This window comes from Streptomyces aurantiacus (assembly GCF_001418335.1).
GTDB classification, from domain to species: domain Bacteria; phylum Actinomycetota; class Actinomycetes; order Streptomycetales; family Streptomycetaceae; genus Streptomyces; species Streptomyces aurantiacus.
On the sequence record NZ_LIPP01000039.1, the window covers coordinates 1 to 18,870 of the forward strand.

At 69.2% G+C, this 18,870-nt stretch carries 10 protein-coding genes and 1 pseudogene; 6 read left to right on the forward strand and 5 right to left on the reverse strand.

All coding sequences use genetic code 11. The features are described 5' to 3' along the window. Nucleotides 1–271 precede the first annotated feature (271 nt). The 5 genes and pseudogenes from AOK01_RS06590 to AOK01_RS46280 form a co-directional block, all read left to right on the forward strand. Nucleotides 272–1,130 (forward strand): annotated as a pseudogene (locus tag AOK01_RS06590) (FecCD family ABC transporter permease); the annotation flags it as partial. Continuing rightward, nucleotides 1,127–2,299, forward strand: a complete 1,173-nt coding sequence (locus AOK01_RS06595; protein WP_079103206.1) for a FecCD family ABC transporter permease — start codon at nt 1,127–1,129, stop codon at nt 2,297–2,299. The pseudogene AOK01_RS06590 and the gene AOK01_RS06595, both read left to right, overlap by 4 nt. Before the next feature lie 7 nt (nt 2,300–2,306). Further along, a complete protein-coding gene (locus tag AOK01_RS06600; protein WP_079103207.1) occupies nt 2,307–3,248 on the forward strand; it encodes an ABC transporter ATP-binding protein in 942 nt (313 codons plus the stop codon). 100 nt (nt 3,249–3,348) lie between these two features. Further along, nucleotides 3,349–4,002, forward strand: coding sequence for a hypothetical protein (locus AOK01_RS46275; RefSeq protein WP_342671029.1), 654 nt, complete (start codon nt 3,349–3,351; stop codon nt 4,000–4,002). Further along, nucleotides 3,999–4,373: a hypothetical protein gene (locus AOK01_RS46280; RefSeq protein WP_055509416.1), complete on the forward strand. Its 375-nt coding sequence runs from the start codon at nt 3,999–4,001 to the stop codon at nt 4,371–4,373. The genes AOK01_RS46275 and AOK01_RS46280 overlap by 4 nt, the downstream gene beginning before the upstream one ends. Nucleotides 4,374–4,453: 80 nt before the next feature. Here the strand turns inward: AOK01_RS46280 and AOK01_RS06615 are convergent, their stop codons facing one another. Beyond that, nucleotides 4,454–5,854, reverse strand: a complete 1,401-nt coding sequence (locus AOK01_RS06615; protein WP_055509418.1) for a DUF3500 domain-containing protein — start codon at nt 5,852–5,854, stop codon at nt 4,454–4,456. 287 nt (nt 5,855–6,141) lie between these two features. Here AOK01_RS06615 and AOK01_RS06620 point away from each other — a divergent pair, with 287 nt between their 5' ends. Next, nucleotides 6,142–8,610, forward strand: a complete 2,469-nt coding sequence (locus tag AOK01_RS06620) for a tetratricopeptide repeat protein (protein ID WP_055509420.1) — start codon at nt 6,142–6,144, stop codon at nt 8,608–8,610. Here AOK01_RS06620 and AOK01_RS06625 read toward each other — a convergent pair. The 4 genes from AOK01_RS06625 to AOK01_RS06640 form a co-directional block, all read right to left on the reverse strand. After that, nucleotides 8,541–10,124, reverse strand: coding sequence for a hypothetical protein (locus AOK01_RS06625; protein WP_245702143.1), 1,584 nt, complete (start codon nt 10,122–10,124; stop codon nt 8,541–8,543). The genes AOK01_RS06620 and AOK01_RS06625 overlap by 70 nt on opposite strands. A 610-nt stretch (nt 10,125–10,734) precedes the next feature. Further along, nucleotides 10,735–14,088, reverse strand: a complete 3,354-nt coding sequence (locus tag AOK01_RS06630; RefSeq protein ID WP_055509421.1) for an NACHT domain-containing protein — start codon at nt 14,086–14,088, stop codon at nt 10,735–10,737. A 232-nt stretch (nt 14,089–14,320) separates the two neighbouring features. Then, on the reverse strand, nt 14,321–15,406 hold the full coding sequence (locus AOK01_RS06635) for a DUF6907 domain-containing protein (protein ID WP_055509423.1): 1,086 nt from the start codon (nt 15,404–15,406) through the stop codon (nt 14,321–14,323). A gap of 874 nt (nt 15,407–16,280) precedes the next feature. Further along, nucleotides 16,281–18,827, reverse strand: coding sequence for a tetratricopeptide repeat protein (locus tag AOK01_RS06640; protein WP_055509425.1), 2,547 nt, complete (start codon nt 18,825–18,827; stop codon nt 16,281–16,283). Between the last annotated feature and the right edge of the window lie 43 nt (nt 18,828–18,870).

Here is an 18,870-nt window from a genome sequence, read left to right on the forward strand (position 1 = left end):
TCCGTTTGTTCTCGACGACGGGGGTGATCGCGAGGTCTGCGTCACCGAGTACGAGGTATTGCTTAGGTTAGGCTAACCTTACATAGAATTTTGTGTCAACGTTAATGTCAACAATCAGAAAGGGGTGAGCGTGCGCATGAGGTCCCCGCAGCGCGAACAAGGGACGGCGCGGCCGGACCTCGTACCCTGGGCAACCGCCCTGCTCCTGACCCTCGTTGCGGTACTCGTCCTGCTCTCCCTGCTCATCGGCACCGGATCCGCCTCCGTCGNNCGCCGTGCGCGAGGTGCGCCTGCCACGCACTCTCGCGGCCGTCCTGGTCGGCGTCTGCCTCGGCGTTGCCGGCTGCCTCCTCCAGGCCGCGACCCGCAACCCTCTCGCGGAGACCGGGCTACTCGGCGTCAACTCCGGGGCCGCGTTCGCCGTCGTCGTCGGGCTGACCTGGTTCGGGGTGTCCTCGTCCGCCGCACTCCTGGTGTGGGCGCTGCTGGGCGGTACGGCCGCCAGCGCGGTCGTCCTCCTGCTCGCCGCGTCCGGGCGCGCCGCCGACTCGCCCCTGCGGCTCGTCCTGGTCGGTTCGGCGCTCGGCGCCACCTTCCACGGCCTCACCGCCTACGTCCTGCTCGGTACGCAGTCCACCTTCGACACCTACCGCTACTGGACGATCGGTTCGCTCGCCGGAGTCGAGACCGCGGATCTCGTCCCCCTGCTGCCGGTGGCCGGCCTCGGTCTGCTCGCCGCGTTCGGCTGCGCGCGTCCCCTCTCGGCGCTCGGGCTCGGCGACGACAGCGCACGCTCGCTCGGACACCATCCCGGCAGGGTCCGCCTCGCCGCCGCGGGCGCGGTGTCGCTGCTCGTGGGCTGCGCGGTGGCGGTGGCCGGGCCCATCGCCTTCCTCGGACTGCTCGCCCCCTACGCCGCCCGGACCCTGACGGGCGCTCGGCTGACAGCCCAACTCACCCTGTCCGCCCTGATCGCGGCCGCTGTCATGCTCCTCGCCGACATCCTGGCCCGGATCGTCCTGCGGCCCTGGGAGACACCCGTCAGCGTGCTGCTCGCTCTCGTCGGCGGGCCCCTGCTCGTCTGGATCGCCCGCTCACACCGCCTGTCCACGGCGGGAGCATCGGCATGAAGGACGCCGGCGGCAGGACCACACAGGACACCGGGCCCTTGCAAGGGCCCCCGAGGCGGCAGGGCCGGCCGCACGCCGTGGACGTCACCCCGCCGGACGTCACCCTGCCGGACGTCGCTCCGCCGGACGTCACCCCTCCCGACAGCACCGTGCTGCGCACAGGCACCCTCTCCTGGCTGGCCCCACGCCGTGGCGTGCTGGCCGCCGCCCTCCTCGTACCGCTGCTCGTCGTCCTCGTCGCCCTGGCCGTGCTGGCGAGTTCGACCGGGATGAGCCTGTCGCGGACCTTCTCCGGGCTGCTCGGCACCGCCGACCCCGGAACCGTCATGATCGTGCGCGACTTCCGGTTGCCACGGATCTTCGCGGGCCTCATGGTCGGCGCCGCGCTGGGCATCTCCGGGTGCCTCACCCAGACCCTCGCGGGCAACCGCCTCGCCACGCCCGACCTCGTGGGCGTCAACGACGGCGCCACTCTGGCCGTCGTCGCCTCGGCGGCGGGTTCCGCGACCGGCATGGTCGGCCACTGGTGGCTCGGCCCCCTCGGCGCCGTCGCCGCCGCGATGCTCGTGGTCCTGTGCGCGGGCGGGGCCGGAGCTGCCGGATACCGCGTGCTCGTGGTCGGCATCGGCGTCTCCACCTTCGTCGGCGCCGTCAGCGACCTCGTCATGTCCCGCCAGAACGACAGCACGGCCGGCGGCGTCTTCCTCTGGGCGGTCGGCAGCCTCAACGGACGGGACTGGAGCGTCGGGACGCCGCTGCTGATCGCGCTCCTGTTCCTTGTGCCGCTCTCGCTTGCGGTGGGACACCGCCTCCAGCTCCTGCGGTTCGACGACGATGTGGCGTCCTCCCTCGGTGTGGACCTGCGCGTCGTGCGCGCCGCCGCTCTCGCGCTGGCCGTGGCCCTGGCCGGGATTGCCGTGGGAGTCGGCGGGCCCATCGCGTTCGTCGCGCTCGCCGCCCCGGTCGTGGCCCAACGCCTGGCGGGACCCACCCGAGTGCCGGTCATCGGCTCCGCGCTGACCGGAGCCGCCCTCATCGCCGCGGCCGACGCGCTCGCCCGTGTCGTCGCCCCCGTCGAACTCCCCGTCGGTGTCGTCACCAGCGTCCTCGGCGGGCCCTTCCTCCTCTGGGTCCTCTTCCGCTCGGAGCGGACCACCGGAAAGGCATGACCATCCCATGACCGACGCGACATCTCCCGCTGCCGCTGCCGCTGCCGCTGTTGCTGCCGGCGCCGACGACGGCGGGCGCCCTGTGACCGCCGGCGCGGCCGTGACGGCTCCTGCGACAACCGGCGCGTCGCCCGCCCCTCCCGGTCTGGAGGTGCGCGGGCTGCACGCCGGGTACCCCGGACGCGCCGTGGTCAAGGACGTCCGGCTCACGGTGCCCGCCGGGCAGGTCGCCGCGATCGTCGGACCCAACGGCTGCGGCAAGTCGACCCTGTTGCGTGCCGTCGCCCGGCTGCACCGCCCCGACGCCGGTACGGTCCACGCCGTCGGCGCCGACGTCTGGGGCCTGGGCAGGCGCGAGGCCGCCCACCGGATCGCCCTGCTCCCTCAGTCACCGCGCGCGCCCGAGGCGGTGACCGTGGCCGGACTCGTCCGCTACGGCCGTCATCCGCACCAGGGCCTGCTGCGCCAGTGGTCGCGCGAGGACGAGCGCGCCGTGCGCGAGGCGCTGGAGGCGACCGGCACCGCCGAACTGGCCGGCGAGCGACTCGACCGGCTCTCCGGCGGCCAGCGGCAGCGGTGCTGGCTCGCGATGGTCCTCGCCCAGCAGACGCCGGTCGTCCTGCTCGACGAACCCACCAGCGCGCTGGACCTCGGCCACGCCGTCGACGTACTCGAACTGGTCCGCGTGGTCGCCGCGTCCGGCCGCACCGTCGTCATGGTCCAGCACGACCTGGCCGCCGCCGCGCGCTACGCCGACCTCGTCATCGCAATGAAGGACGGCCGCGTCGTCGCGTCCGGAACGCCCCGCGACACGATCGACGAAGCCCTCGTGAAGAAGCTGTACGACGTCGACGCCGACATTCTCAGCGCCCCCGGCGACGCGTCGCCGGTCGTCGTACCGCGCGTCCGCCGGGGCGGGGGCGACGACGAGCCGGGCGCGGGGCGGTGACCTTTGCGGTTGCGTAGCAGGGGCCTCCGAGATGCCGGAACCGTCACAGACTCAGGAGGGCATCAACGTGAAGCACAGGGCAGTCAGGCGCAGGAGTGTCGTGGTGGGAATCGGCGCGACCGCGGGCGTCGCCGCGATCGGCGGCATCGCCCTCACCGCACAGGCCGGCGGCAAAACGGGCGGCTCCTCCTCCGCCTCGGCCACCCCGTCCGCCTCCTCCGGTACCGAGTCCGGCAGCTCCGACCAGCTCAGCGGCGGCAAGATGGTCAGCCTGCCCCAACTGGGCCTGGCCGCCGGGTACGTCGTCGTGGAGCCGGGAGCGCGCGGCTGCACCCTGAAGAACTCCGCGGGCGAGTACTACGGCACCGCGCCCGCCGCCATCGTCGACCTGAAGGCCGCCGTCCGGTACGTGCGCGCCAACAAGGGCCGTGTCCCCGGCAATGTGGACCGGATCTTCTCCGCCGGCACCAGCGCCGGCGGCGCCCTCTCCGCGCTGCTCGGCGCGTCCGGCGACAGCCCGCTCTACGACGAGTACCTGCTCACCACGTACATGCGGCCCTCGGCGACCACGTACCTCGCGGCGCTGTCCGAGGCGGACCGCAAGACGTACCTGGCGAAGAACACGTTCCTCACGTGGGACGGCAAGAAGGCGACCTTCACCTGGGCCGACTTCCTCACCCACGTGGGCGCGCGGAAGAAGGACGCCCGGCGTTCGACCTCTTCCCGCTGCCCACCGACACCTCCGACACGATGACCGGGGACATCAACAACGAGTTCGGTCTGGGCACCGCCCCCTTCCGCCACTTCACCCTCTACAGCCTGCGCAAGGACAAGGGGACCAGCGCCCGCCTGGCGAGCGACATCCCCGAGAAGCTGCGGCTGATGAACCCGATGTACCACCTGGCGGACAAGCCCAACCCGGGCCGCACCAAGCACTGGTGCATCCGCCTCGGCGCCGCGGACTCCGACACCTCCCTCACCGTCTCCGCCAACCTGGCCGCCGCCGCGCACCAGTTGGGCGACGACGTCAGCCACCTCTACTACTGGGACGCGGGCCACGGCGCCAACGAGGACGCCGGCGATTTCATCGCGTGGATCGCCAAGACGTCCGGCTACCGGCCCTAGGACCCGTCCGCGGCCGGACTGCCGGCCCGGCGCCGGGGAGGCGACTCGGGCCAGCAGTGAGACGTGGTGCCTTCCGGACGTCAGTGGTCGGTCTCCAGGTGGAGCTTGAGGAGGTCCACGCCGTAGTCGTTGCCGTTGGGCGTGCGGATGATGGTGTGGATGTGTTGCTGGGTGGGCGTGCCGCCGCCCATGCCGCCGCCGGGGCTGCCACTGGGCATCCCGCTCGGGTTGCCGCTCGGCATCCCGCCGGGCTGACCGCTCGGTTGTCCGCTGGGCTGTCCGCTGGGGGCGCCACCGCCACCGCCGCCGCCCATCTGGGCGTCCTTGCCGTAGGCCAGTGGGGACTGGGCGTCGTACTCGATGAGCACGACCGGGCTGTGCACCCGGTAGTAGAAGGCGGAGGAGTCCTTGGTCGCGCCGATCCAGTAGAAGTACGTGTCGTCGAGGTGATCCTCCACCTCCTTCAGTTTCACCGCGGCGTGCCCGTCGTCCATGTAACCGACGTAGACGCCGACCAGGTCGAGCAGTTTCTGCCGCTGGGCAGAGGTGAACTCCTTGGCGGCGACACCCTCGTGGGCCAGCTTCAGGTTGTCCTGGCCGGCCCCGGCCACCATGTTGGTGCCGCCCTTCTCGTCGGCGGAGATCACCTTCTTCCGCTGCGCCGAGGTCAGGGACCGCAGCAGCGCCAGACCGGCCTTGGTCTCCGGCTTGAAGAGGGTGATCTTCTCGCCGTTGTAGGTGGCCGAGGTCGGTTCCGAGCCCATGAAGGTCGGGGTCATGACGACCTGGTCGCCGAGAACGAAGTAGTTGATGGCCACGTGATGGCCCTCGTACTGGAAGCCCCAGGGCTTGGTCGTGGACGGGGTACCCATGAAGGTGAAGTAATAGTGCCCCTCGGTCAGCGTCTCCTTGCCACCGCCGCTGTAGTCGCCCAGGAAGGCGTTGAGCTTCATGATGTTGCGGGTCTGGGCGAGCCCGTCGGCGGACAGCGCCGTGCCGAGCAGGGCGTAACCGAGCTTTTGCTGCTTCTCGGTCAGGTCGCCCATGCGGGCGCCCTCGCGCTCGTAGCCGTCGACGTTGCTCCAGGCCAGCCACTCGTCGTCGGCCACCTCGAAGACGGACGCCTTGCGCTCCTTGGCTGCCAGCCCGTCCAGGAACGCCTGCGCGGCCTGGACCACCTTGTCGGTGGAGACATCCGTGGAGTGGATGGAGAACAGGTCGTCGACGACCTTGCCGTCCGTGGTGATCCCGACGAAGTCGGCGTACTTCACCTCAGTGGCACCCGGACCCATGCCTCCCGGGCCGCCGGAGGGCATCCCGCTGGGCGCTCCGCTGGAGGCGTCACCCGCAGTCTCCGAGGAACCGCCGGAACAGCCCGTCATGGTCGCCACGGCAGCGGCACCGCCGAGCAGCAGCGACCGGTTCATGAACCAGCGGCGTGTGCGCTCGGTCTCAGGGGTGCGTGATCTGTGTGCGTGCATGCGCGGCACATTCCTCCGAGACCCTGATTTTTCGGTGAGACTTGCCTGTGAGGCACCCGTGAAACGCACGCCACGCACGCCACGCACGCCACGCACGCCACGCGCGCCACGAGCGGCAGTTGGCATACCCGGGCAGCGCCGGTTGGGCGGCCCAGCGCGATCGTCACCTCCGCAACTCCCGCCCAAGAGGAAGCTTCCCGCCTCGCGGAGGAACGCGAGCGACTCGGCCGCCCGTGCTCCGATCTTGTCGATACCATTGCGGGAACGGCGAGTTGGGAGAGTCCTGCGTGGAACCGTTGCTGAGTCTGGTGCTCTCGACCGTCGGCACGGTCGCTTCGGGCGCTCTGTCCGGAGCGGGCGGCGAGATGGGCAGGCGGACCTCCGAGAGGCTCTATGGCTTGCTGAGCCGAGCACGTACCGCGGACGGGGAAGCGGGCTCCGGTTCCGGAGGCGGTGAGGAGCAGCCCACCCTGCCCGTCACCGAGCAGGAGCGGACGGCAGCCGCGTTACGGCTGGTGGAAGTCGCCCGCAGATCACCGGAGTTCGCGCGCGACGTCGCGGAATGGGCCCGTGAGGCCTCCTGGCTGGCGCCACGTGCCGTGCCTGCCGTGGCCGGCGGTGCCTCCCGTCCGCAGATGCTGCCGCCGGCGACCGCGGTGTTCACGGACCGCGAGGACGTGATCGCGTGGATCACGACACTGCTGAACGACGCGGACCCCCGACCGGGAGCGCCGACGATTGCCACCCTCACCGGGCCGGGCGGCATCGGAAAGACAGCTGTCGCCGTTCAGTGCGCGTACGCGCTGCGGGAGCGGTTCCCCGACGGAATCCTGTTCGTGGACCTGGCCGGCGCGTCCGCCGGCACGGCGCTCCCGCCGTCCGACGTGCTTGCGCGGTTCCTGGAGAGGCTCGGAGTTCCGCCCGCCATGGTGCCGGGCGACGAGGCCCGTCAGCGGGATCTGTTCCGCGACTGCACGGCCGACCGACGCATGATGGTCGTACTGGACAACGCCTATGCCGATGCCCAGGTCGTCCCGTTGCTCCCGGCTTCGCCCGGGTGCCTCGTCCTGGTGACGAGTCGGCACCGGCTGGGCCGCCTCGTGGCTGAGCACGGGGCCCGCCCGCGCGTTCTCGGGCCGCTGTCGACCGCGGATTCCGTCCTCCTGCTCCGGCGGGTCGCGGGGAGCGAGCGTGCGGCGGCTCCGGACGCGGTCGTTCAGGCCGTGGCGGGGGCGGCCGGTGGCGTTCCTCTCGCGTTGTGCACCACGGGTGCCGGTCTCGCGGTCCGGGAGCACTTGGCCTGGGAGCGAGTGGCGCGACAGCTGTCCGAACGGATCCACGGCCACGGCCAGGTCCACGGCCAGGTCCAGGGCCAGGGCCAGGGCCAGGGAGGCGACGACGCCATGCGTTCCGGAAGCGGCGACGACCCGGATGGTGCCTTCGATCCCGTTCGCCACGCGCAGGATGCCTCGTACAGCGAACTGACTCCCGAGTGCGCCGCCTTCTACCGTGCGATCGCGGGGTGGGCATGGCCGACCGTGACCGTCATGTGCGCCGCCCATGCCGCCGGCGTGCAGGAGGACCGAGCCCGGGAACTGCTGGAGCAGTTGGCCAGGGTGCATCTGCTGGAAGAGGTCGGTGAGGAGCGCTACCGCTTCCACGATCTGGCGCGGGCGCACGCACGTGAGCTCGCGGTGGCCGAGGACGGGCATGGCCGCATGTCCGCCGGGGTCCGTCGGGTGGCGGTCGCGCAGCTGCGGTGGGCGGCGGAGGCGGACTTCCGGGTCATGCCGTTGCGCTGGCGGCTCGGCCCCGCCTATCGGGCACTCGTTCTGCCACAGGACCGTGATCCGGCGGACGGCAAGCGCGCGCTGGCGGAACTGCGTCGTGAGCGGGAGAACCTCGCGGCCGTCATCAGGGCGGCCGATCACCACGGCTTCGACGATCTCGTATGGCAGTTGTGCGAGGCGATGTGGGGTCTGCATCTGCTGCTCGGTTTCCACGCCCAGTGGATCGACACACACCTGCTAGGGGTGGCGGCCGCCCGGCGCTGCGCCGCGGAGTTCGGTGACCGGCGGGCGGTGGGCCGGATGCTGGTGCAACTGGCCTTCGGTCAGATGGGAGCCGGGCGGGCGGACGACGCCGAGGAGACCCTCGCGGAGGCCATGGTCGCGGACGAGGCCTGCGGCCACCATCGCGGGCGGGCGAGCGCAGTCGAGGCCCTGGGGCTGCTCCGCCTCAAGCGGTGGAAGTACGCGGAGGCGCAGCGGTGCTTCGAGGAGGCGCGGGAGATCCTGGGGCGCATCCGGGAGGGCGACGACGGGTGGGAGGACCTGCCTCGTGCCACGGCCCTGCTGGAGCATCACATCGGCCGTGCCCGGACGAAGCAACGGCACTTCGCGGAGGCCCTCGCCCGGCTCAACGACGCGCTGGTGCGGTTCCGTCGGCTGCCCGACGGTGGCGACGCCTACAACGAGGGACGGGTCTACATGAGCCTGGGCGAGGTGCACCTGGACGCGGGGGACCCGGACCTCGCACGGGTGTGCCTGGACAAGGCGGTCGAGGCCATGGAGACGGCAGGTGCGGGGCTGCAACTCGCCGTCGCCTTCGAGTCGAGGGCCCGGTGCCATCGTCTCTCGGACCGTCCGGCGGAGGCGGCGGAGGATCTTCGCACCGCCGCCGTGCACTACGAGGCGAACGGTGACCGGGTCGGTGCCGAGCGGATCCGGACGGGGCTCGCCGAACCGGAGGCATGAGACCCGGCCGGTGGTGGGGACGGCGGTGCGGACGGCGGCAACAGTTCGACGGTGACGTGATGTGCCGCGGCACCGGTGCGTACGGTGATCGCGGGGAGGGCATCGCCCAGGGGCTGCCCGCTCGCGAGCCAGGCGTACAGCGCGGAAGCGTAGACGGCGGGATCGCACAGGTCGGGCCGCCCGTCGGGCTCCGTGGCGGCGGACAGTCGTACGAGGTGTCCCTCGCGGGTGCGTACGACACAGCGGTCCGGGCCGTCGACATAGGCGACCAGTCCGCAGTACGGATAGCGGTCGAGCGCCTCCGACGTCCATACGGCCGGCGGGCCGAGCCGTGGGTCGTCCCCGGCCGCGTGCCGTACGACGACGTCGGCGACGCGCAGCCGGCCGGTCTCCCGTGTCTCCTCGTCGGCCACCGTGTGCGCGGTGTCGACCGGCGCCGCCGGATCTTCCGACAGCGCCGCCGTATCTTCCGAGGGGTCGGGCTCGTCGCCGACGACGGCGTACCGGACGAGGGCGAGTTCCGGCGGATCCGAACTGATCTGCCGGGCGAGGACGCGGATCGGCGCGGTGACGCGGGCGGGGAGGTACGGCGGCAGTGGCAGCGGTTCGAGCAGCGCCGGGTGCCCTTCGGGTTCGGGTATGTCCATGAGGCCGTAGAACAGGCGGCGCAGCAGGGCGGCCGACTCTCCTGGTGACGAACTGGTCTGCTCCGCCAGTTCCTTGTAGCGGCTGGGGTTGTGCGAGGTGATCGCCCGGTCGATCTGTGCGCGGAGGCTGCCGCGGCGGAGGAGGCCGGGAGCCGTACGGCCGAGGGCGGCCACCGGGGAGAGCGGGTCGAGGTCCTCCTGCGGGAACGCTCCGAGGAGGACGGGGATGCCCATGGAGGCCGCGTAGTAGGTGACGCTGGAGTGGTCCCCGAGGACACAGTCGGCGGCGATCAGGGACTGTCTCCACCCGTCGAGCGGCGGGATCGCCTCAAGGCCGGCTCGCCGCGCGTTGTCCAGCCATGCACGGACCTGGCCAGGACCGTGGCCGTACCAGATGTTCGGATGCAGGACAGCGGTCTTCCGGTACTCGTCGGCCGGCAGCTCCGTCGCCAGACGTGACAGCAGCCAGGGCAGCAGATCGTCCGCACCCGGCTCGCCCGCTTCTGCTGCCCCGGCACCGCCGAAGAGGGAACGCGGTGCCCAGGTCGAGCTGACGACGATCAGCCGCTGGCCGGGTCCCACGCCCAGCGCACGGCGGAATCGGTCCCGTTGGGGGAGAGCGGCGAGGATACGGTCGTAGCACGGGTCCCCGGCGAGTACCGCTGTGGGTACCGCCTCGGGGCAGGCCGAGCGGAGCCTCTCCAGCTGTTCGGGGTGGGACAGCACCGTGGCGGTAGCGAGCGGACGCCCGTCCTCCAGGAGCCAGTCCGGCGCCAGGCCGAAGACCGCAGGACGTCCGGTGTCCGGTGTCCGGTGTCCGGTGTCCGGTGTCCGGTGTCGCCAGCCTTTTATTGTATCCGGCCCCATGGGACAAAATGGCCAACTTGCCGCGTGCAGAGCCCAGTTCGCCGCCATAGCTCGCGGCCACCGCCAGATCGAACTCCGTGTCCTTCGCTTGCTCCCAAGGCAGGACAGGCAACCCCGCCTGAGCCAACAACTCCGGCACTCCGGCCAGGAAAGGAGACGAACCCGTGCAGGTGGCGAACATCTGCACGCGAACATCGCTGTGGAAAAGCGGAAGCACGTCCAGCAGGCGAGTCGCGGAGGTCACGTTGTGCACGATGAACAGGACGCGACGACAGCCCACGCGTGTGACCCACCGTTCGGCGTCCTCGCCCACCGGTACTCGCAACCGCGCCGTCCCACCTGTCACTCCGGTTGTCACTCCGGCCCGTTCCCCTGACTTGGTCGAGTCTTATCTTCCTGTCGTCCCACCGGATGCTATCTGGGTACACGGGTCGGGTTTCTCTGACAGACCTGACAGACCTGACGGGCCTGACGGACGCAGAAACGGTGAGGCGTCGGCCGGCGAGGACGGAGGCCGGTGTCCAGTGTCCCGTCACTGGCTGGATGCGGTGGGCGGCCGTCCGGAGTTGGGCCGACCTGCAACTCCGCTGGTCAGCCGTTCTGCCAGCTGTCAAGAGAGCCATACGCTGCTCAGTTCCGCTGTCAGATGCGGGTAACTGGCCTCGATGATTCGCCGTATTCGGCTCAGGAGTCCTGGCGGGACGGCACGGAGATCCGAGGGATCGGCGTACAGGAACTCTTCGGGACTGTCGCCGAGGATCTCGTCGGCCAGGCCGGAATCGTGGACCTTGACCCAATTGGCCGCGGCCTGCCCAGGATTCGAGGCCATTGGGTGCGTCGCCATTCTCGCAAGTTCCGTGAGTTCCTGACGCACATCGGGCTGCAGGGCGCTGTCCGCCGTGAGAAGTGCCAGGCAGATCGACAGCACGCGTTCGTTCACTTTTTCGGCCGTCCTTTCGGCCGTACCGGCGAAGAGCGTCGCACTTTCCAAGAGCCGAACCACGAGCTCCGTCGGGAGCCGGGGTGCGTCGACCGACAGCAGTTCCAGCACCAGCAGGAACACTCGGCTCTCGGTCGTGGGGTCGGAGAACGGCCGGGCGAGAAGATCTTCTCTTCCTCGGGATCTGTCAAATCGACTGTAGAGGCCGGTCAATTCCTCGTTCGTCGCTCCCAGCCGGCTCGCGAACCACAGTTCCAGCAGGTCGTGGGCGACGGACGAGGCCGGCTCGTCGCCGATGCCGGTGAACGTGGTCAGCGTGGATCCCAGCCAGTTGAAGACCGGGTCGAGCGCGTGCCGGACGACGGCGTCATTCGTGCCGCCCGAGACATCGATCTTGTATCGCACCTGGTCCCAGTAGGGCCTTTGCCAACTGGCGCGCCCCCGTTCCGGATGCCCCGGTGGGTAGCGGTACAGCCAGTACAGGTCGACCTCCTCGGGAGATCCCGGAGGTGTGCCGGCCGGCCCGACTGACAGGTCGCGGCGCTCGTCGCGCCAGATGTGGCGGATACCCAGTGACAGCGCGAAGTCGGTCCACTCCTGCTCGTCGAAGGCGGAGCGCCACAGCAGGGCGCGGTGGTTCCAGGTGCCCGCGGGGTCGTCGGAGTCGGGGAAGAGGTCGCTCACCGCGAAGCCGCCGGTGACGGCGAGCATCAGCAGGACGAGGTTGGCGCTGTAGACGCCGTGGCGGGAGGAAGTGGCCCGCTGGTCGGGGCGGTAGTCGGCGTGACGGTGTTCGGTGCGGAAGGTGTGCGCGGCCAGGACGTGGATGAGCAAGGTGGACAGCTGGGCGCGGTCGCCGGGCGGAACGCGCTGGAGGCGGGCGCGGACGAATCGCATCATCTGCCGGGATGACAGCGGGGCGTAGGACAGCAGCACGTACAGCAGGTCGTCGTCCACAGCGGCCGGACCGACGGACAGGGCCGGGCGCTGGTCGAGGAGCCCGACCAGGAGGTGCACCGAGAGTCGGGCGGCGAGGTACTCACCGAAGGTGGCGTGCAGGAACTCATACGTGGCCAACCGTTGTTCGTCGCGTACGGCCTGGGCCCGCTGGACGAAGAAGAAACGACCGAGCGCGATCTCGGCCTGATCGAGCGGGGCCCGGAACTCGGCCGAAGAGGCAGGGCGACGCCCGAGGAGGGCGGCCAGATCTTCCTGTAGTTCGGCAGCGGTGACCCATTGCCGACGGCGGTTGAGCATGCCGAAGGCGACCAGGGACAAACGCTGTAGCTCCTGCTCGACCCGTGCGGCCAGGTCATGATCCGGCAGAGCAGGGGCGGACTTGCCGACCTCGCGGGCGGCGAAGGCGGCGAGCAGATCCTCGTAGAGTTCGGCCTCGTCCAGCGGGGTGTCGTCGCGCTGTAGCAGATTCCCCGAGGCGTCGTAGAGGGCGAGCATCAGCAGCAGCAAGGGCTGCGAGGCGAGATCGACGTGTCGCTCGGTGGCCTCGGGTGACAGTGGCCGGATGCCCTGGTCCGCGAAGTACGACTGGTTGGTGCGGTTCCACATCGTGAGCCAGGTTGCGATCTGTGGCCGAGTGAAGGGCTCAAGGCGCAGGGCGACGGCGCCTGACGGGTAACGCGCCCGGTCAGCGACCGCTGTCCTGGTGGTGACCAGCGCCAGCATCGGGCGGCCCTGGTCGGCCTCGCGTTGCTGGAACTGAGCGACGCGCACCAGAAAGTCCGACTGGCTGACCCCGGTGACCTGGAGCAACTCGTCGAAGCCGTCGAAGAGTACGACCGGTGTCAACCCGCCGGCGGACCGGACCAGGTCGGGCCACGTCGCGCGCTCGCCGGTGGCGGCCCGGATCGCGTACTCGATCAGGTCCTGCACCTCGGCCTCGGCAGGAACCTCGCGCAGGATCACCCGGACAGGAAGGAAACCGGCGGCCGGGAGCCGCGCCGCGAGAACCTTCGTCAACACCGACTTGCCGGCCCCCGGCTGGCCCAGGACGACCAGAGGCGCGTCCGCCGCCTCAGGGGTGGTGAGCGCGCCCGCCAGATATTCGGTGAGGTCCTCGCGTACGGGGACCGGCGACCACCACTCCTCCTCGGCGGGGCCGCTCTGTCCGCCCGAGACCGGACGCACCCGGAAATGCGGGTCCAGGTAACCCTCCTCCAGAGTGGGCAGGCACACGCCGATCGGGACATCGCCCTCGGCCAGGACCGGACGCGAGAGCGCCGCGCGGTAGGCGGAAGACAGCGCGGCGGCCACGTCAACCGGCCGGCCTGCCGCCGACAGGCCCGTGAGCAGCGACTCCACGCCTGCGAGCGCCCACCGGGTGGCCTGGTGCTCGACCTGTCCGGTCCAGAAGCCGAACTCGGGTACCTCCGTGGCCAGTCGGGCGTACAGCTCCTGGTACTGGTCGACGGCCGCCCGGGTGCACTCCGCAAGTGCCAGGACGATCCCGTTCTGGCCGGTGCCGCTCAAGCGGTCCCACACCGCAAGGCCCTGTACGAAGTCCAGCAGCCGGTCCGACAGCCGTCTGTACCACCCCACCAGCGCGTTGAGCATCTCCTCGTAGGGCAGATGAGGTGCCGGCCTCGGCGCGGCTGTGGCGACAAGCGTCTGCACAAAGCCGTGCCCAAGGCGGTCCCCGCCGCCCGCGAGGCTGATCTGCTCACGCCGCGTCAGCCGCACGTCGGCCCAGTCGAAGGGCAGTTCCGCCTGCTCCAACGCCGTGAAGTACGCGGTGACCACCAGCACCGCATGCGCGGCTTCGAGCCGCTGAGTGCGTTCGGCGCGGTCGACCGACCGTAGGGAATCCCGCAGCCCCGCCGTCAGGTCGCGGCTCAGCCGCAGGATCTGTCCTTGGGCGTCGAAGAGGTTGAGTACGGTGTCGCTCGCGCCGCCCGTCGCCAGTGACAGGGCGCCGCCCAGGGCCCGGTCCAACGCGGCGAGTGCCGGCGGGTCACCTCCGAGCAGCACGACCGCGTCTCTGTAACTGAGCAACCGCCTCGCGACCATTGCGCCTCCGTGCCTACGTGAACTGCCCTGGAAGGACGGTACGTTGACGGTTTCTCCGCGGCACTGTGATTCACGGATGTCAGCTCGGCTGAACCCAACCTGTCCGCCTGCCTGGTGGCCGGGCACGCTTCCGGGCGGTCTTCTCCGGTACCGCGCCCGGATGGTGCCGGTTTGCTTGTACCCTGATTGCCTTGTTGACGCAGGCGTGTCGTCTGCGCCGAGCGGGGTTGGATTAGGCGGCGTACTCCGTCGAGCTTCGGATCACCTGGCTCCGGCGCTCCTCCGCCTCACGGTCGAGACGCGCGATCTCGGGGTCGCCCTCGAAGTCGTCCCGCGCGATCTCCGCCGCCTCCTCGACCACATGCTTCAGCCGGTTGACGAAGCCGCGCATCTCCTCCAGTGCCTCCCGTGCCTCGGCTGGGCTCAGCTCGCCCACGTGGGCGCCGTAGCCCAGCCAAACCTCAGTGTGGCGGCCGTACGCCTGCGGTTTGTCGTTGCTGACGACTACCTGCGCGGACAGCCACGGCAGCCCGTTGCCGTTCCCGCTGTACCTGCTTGAGTCGATGGCGGCGTCTCGCAGTTTGGTCCGGGCAGGGAAGGCGCTGTGCCAGTCCGCGGCGCACGGCTCGGTGTGGTCGTTGACGCACCACGGGAGGCAGGCCCAGCGGAGCATCCACTCAGGGCCGCGCTGGGTGGCGGTGAGCGGGAGACCGGATGCCTCGACGCATGTGCGGCAGACCTTGACGTCCGCGCCGGTCATGTCCTGGATACTGCCGGAGGAGGTCAGGACTGCATCGGCGGGGAAGTACAGGAGGGCGGTGTCGTCCAGCTCACCGCTACAGGTGAGGCAGCGGCCGATCGCGTGGACGTCGTCGTATGCCATGCCCACCTCGTCGGAGCGGGCGACGACGGTGCGGACGCCGTCGATGATCCTGATTTCGGGGAGCTCCTCGACCGGGTCGTCAGTCAGCTGGAGGGCGAGGCCGAGGCGCTCGCACTCCTGGATGAGCTTGGGCAGGCAGGCCTTGTTCTCGGCGTGTTCGCTGAGGAGTTCGGCCAGGCGGGCGATGACGGCCTTGGGGTCGTCCGCTTCGGCGACGAGGCTGACGATCAGGTTCTGGAATTCGTCCAGTGCGGGGCTGCCGAGGCCGGCGGCGTTGGCTTCGGCGTGGTTCTGCTCCAGCTGGAGGATGATCCGGGCGGCGTCCGCCTCCGCTTGCTCGCTGCGGGCCGAGCCCTTCACGGTGCCGTTGACGGGCCGCGGGGCTGGAGGGATGAGGTGTTCGCCGGCCGTGCAGTTCGTGTCCGTGATGCTCATGGGGCCTGCTCCTTCGTGGTGTTGAATCTGCCTTTCTGGTCGGAGTAGTCGCGCTGAGGGGAGTGGTCGAGGCGTGTCGTCCTCGTTCGGGTGGTGTCGCACAGATGCAGGTCGATGTCTGGTAGGGGATGTGTAGGGTGCGCCTCTTCTCTGGCTTTGGTGTTGTTCTCTGGCTTTGGTGTTGCCACGGCGGCCTGGCGACCCGTCCCGGGCCACGGCCTGCTGGACGGGGGCTATGCGGCGGTGAGGGTGGCGGTGTCCGTGTCGACCTCGATCAGCCCGGCCTTGAGACTCGGCGTGCAGGCTTCATCAGCGCCAGGCCGAGACCAAGTCCAGCGACTTGGCAGGCCCAGGCGCCGTTCGCGACACGAGCGCGGTCATCGGCAGCCTTCCCCAGGCCCGGCAGCCGAGCATAATCGCGCCGCAGATTCGACAGGGACTGCGACCTCTGCACATGATCTGATCAGGAAAAACGTCACCGCACAGCACGACGAGGCACCACGCAACACGAACGCTCACGGTCTCGTAATGCGTAGGTCTCGGGTTCGAATCCTGAAGGTGGCTCTGTGGAAGCCCCAGGATTCTCACTCGCCGTGACCTGGGGCTTTTGCTTTTTCAGTGTCTTCCGGCGCAGTGACGGCCTGGCTCGAAGAACCGTCGCTGAGGCCTGTCGGTGGACAACCGGTGGGCAAGCGTGCAGTCGGCGTGCGGAGCGGTGGTCGGGCACGCCCACGAGACCTGTCGCGCCGGAGGTGAAGGAGCTGCGGGTTCGTGGTTCCAGGGCTGTCGGCAGCGACGCCGTTGGGTGGTTTCCATAAAACGGGCGGGCCGAGTCGGCGACTGGTGACGAAGCAGCCTGAAAGGGTCATGCGAATTAATCTTCGGCAACGCCGTGCTGCTCGACGAGTCGAATGAGTTCCTGGACTCGCTGCTGGCTTACGCCGGGAAGTTGCGATAATTCACGAAGGTCGAACAGAGCATGGGTGGCAAACCATGGCGTTTGGCTCTGACCGAGGAAATCGAGCAGCAGCTCCCTCGCCTCGGCCCAATCGCCGAGCGCAGCTCGATAGATCGCCAAGTGGCATGAGTGCAATACTTCGGCCGGCTCCTCGCGCATCTCTCGCTGCGCGAGGACGACCGCCTCTTGGATGTCCAAGTAGCCGCGGTCGGCATGTCCTTGCGCGACCAATACCACCCCACGCAAGTACTGCGGAAAACTGCTGCCCGGGTCGAGCTCTATGGCGCGGTCCAGGTCGATGACCGCGCTGTCGTACCGGCCCATCAGGAAGTACGTTTCGGCACGATTGGAGATGGCCCTGCTGAAGTTGGGTTCGCGCTCGATTATACGGTTGAATTCGCTGAGTGCCTCTTCATATCGGCCCATCAACCAGAAGACTTCACCGCGGCCCAGTATGGTAAAGGCGTCATTGACGTCGAATCCGCCCGTGCGTTGGGCCAGGGCCAGCGTTCTTTCGCTTCGTCCGAGACGACGGTACATGTCACCGCGCAGGGTGATGCTCCAGTGGTAGCCGGGGTTCAGGTTGATAGCGCGGGTGAAATCGGCGAGGGCCACTTCATGGCGCCCCATTCTCCAATGGAGGTAGGCACGGCTGGCGATCGCCCATACATATTGAGGGTCGAGCTCGATGGCGCGGGTGAAATCGGCGAGGGCGTGGTCGTAGCGATTCATCAGCCGATAGACTTCCCCGCGTCCGGCAAGGGCTTTGGGAGACTCCTGATCCAGCTCAAGGGCGCGCTCGAAATCAGCAAGTGCCTGATCGAACTGACCAGAGAGGCGATGTTCGTCGCCGCGTAGTTGAAGTGCCTTCTCATAGGCGGCGGGTTCGAGCTCGGCGTAATCGATGAGCGCGGTCAAGAAGGCGATCTCGTCGCTGTGCTCGTCAGGCAGTATGCGTGTCAGCCGCTCGCCCCACGTCTGAACCAGCCGGGAGTCCGAATCGCGACCGGCTGCCACCATCGTGTCAACCCACCGCCGCGCCGTCGGCGTGCTGTCGCTGAGAGCGAACACGGCGTGATTGAGGGCGTCCGGGAGCGCGGCGGCAGAGTCGGCGCACAAGGCGTGGTACGTCTCTTCCAGGTGATAGTCCTGCCAGGTGGTGTCCAACCAGCCGTTGTCGTCGGACAGCCCCAGTGCCGCTCGCTCGGTGCGGTAGTACTCGACGAGCCGCCGATGCTGCTTGCGCCAGCGCTGTGGGGAACGGTTGCGCTGCAACCGAAGCATGGGCATGCGCACAACGTCGTGGTACTGCCAGACACCGGCTGTTTCGGCGAGGAATGGCTGAGTTCGCAGCCATTCGAAAAGTTCGCTGCGATCGTCATCCGCATCGCAGGCCGCAGCGAGCACATCCTCGTTGAGCCTGCGTGGCAAGGCGCCGGCCAGCGCCGTCGCGCGGCGGCGCCCGTCAGGTTCCCACTTGAGGAATCGTTCGACCGCGTCGCCGGTGCGGTCACCGACGTCGGCCGGATTGTCGGGTCGGCCCTCGGCGAGCATCGCGACTAACAGAGGCAATCGTCCGGACAGTTGGAGGATCACTTCGACAACGCGGTCGCCGGTCACATTCTGCCGGGCGAGGAACGTGCGACCCTCGGCGTCGGTAAACGACGTCAGCGGCACATCAGCGATAATACTGTGATAGGAGGTCCAGTGATTCCCGTCAAGCGCGCTCCGACCGGCCACGGTGATGACGAGATCGGCTGGCAGATCGCCGTAGCGCGCGGCGAACAGGTCGAGCAGCCAGGTGTCGAGGAACCATTCAGTGCGTTCGTAGGTGTCAACGAACAGGGCTACGGTCTTCCGCTTCGCCAGCGTGCAAAGGTCTTCGAGGAACACCGGGGTGAGTGCCTCGGCTGGTGACAGCACAAGCTGCGCGTCGTCGTGGTTGCGGAACTTTTGCCCGACAAAAACCCGCAGCCGGTCGATCTGCTCAGCTGCGGCGGCTACGTCGACGACTTCGGCTGCCACCCCCAGGATCGGCAACATCTTGGCGGAGTGCAGGCCAACCTGAAGCGCGCCTTTGGTGAAGGTTTCAGACAGGCCGGCTGGCGTGTCCGGGTCTGCGTCCAGTTCGTGACGACGCCGGCGGTAGGCCGCATACCGCCGCTCAAACCTGGTCAGCCGAGCGCCGCCCTGAGCCAGGTCGGCGGCCAGAGACGCTAACGCCTCTGGCACGCCGTAGCTGCTCTCGTCGATGTATCCGCAGAACGCCCCGTGTTGCTCGGCGATTCTCCGCAGTTGGTTCATCAAGAAGGTCTTGCCGACGCCGGCGTCGCCGTGAATGTTGAACAAGAATCGTCGATCAACGACCGGCAGGCCAAGGTTGGTGCGGAACTCGATGAGCCGTTCCTCACGACCGACGAAGTCGGCCTGCTGACGTCGCTTGATGATGTCTTGAAGGCTCATGTCTTTGCTGCCCCCCGCCGCCCACCGCCACCCCGCCGCACCC

What these genes read in the sequence shown, in the direction of transcription:
- AOK01_RS06600 (WP_079103207.1), top strand. Translation starts at nt 2,307, where the DNA reads ATGACCGACGCGACATCTCCCGCTGCCGCTGCCGCTGCCGCTGTTGCT.
- AOK01_RS06615 (WP_055509418.1), bottom strand. Translation starts at nt 5,854, where the DNA reads ATGCACGCACACAGATCACGCACCCCTGAGACCGAGCGCACACGCCGC.
- AOK01_RS06630 (WP_055509421.1), bottom strand. Translation starts at nt 14,088, where the DNA reads ATGGTCGCGAGGCGGTTGCTCAGTTACAGAGACGCGGTCGTGCTGCTC.
- AOK01_RS06635 (WP_055509423.1), bottom strand. Translation starts at nt 15,406, where the DNA reads ATGAGCATCACGGACACGAACTGCACGGCCGGCGAACACCTCATCCCT.
- AOK01_RS06640 (WP_055509425.1), bottom strand. Translation starts at nt 18,827, where the DNA reads ATGAGCCTTCAAGACATCATCAAGCGACGTCAGCAGGCCGACTTCGTC.
- AOK01_RS46280 (WP_055509416.1), top strand. Translation starts at nt 3,999, where the DNA reads ATGACCGGGGACATCAACAACGAGTTCGGTCTGGGCACCGCCCCCTTC.
- AOK01_RS06625 (WP_245702143.1), bottom strand. Translation starts at nt 10,124, where the DNA reads ATGGGGCCGGATACAATAAAAGGCTGGCGACACCGGACACCGGACACC.
- AOK01_RS06595 (WP_079103206.1), top strand. Translation starts at nt 1,127, where the DNA reads ATGAAGGACGCCGGCGGCAGGACCACACAGGACACCGGGCCCTTGCAA.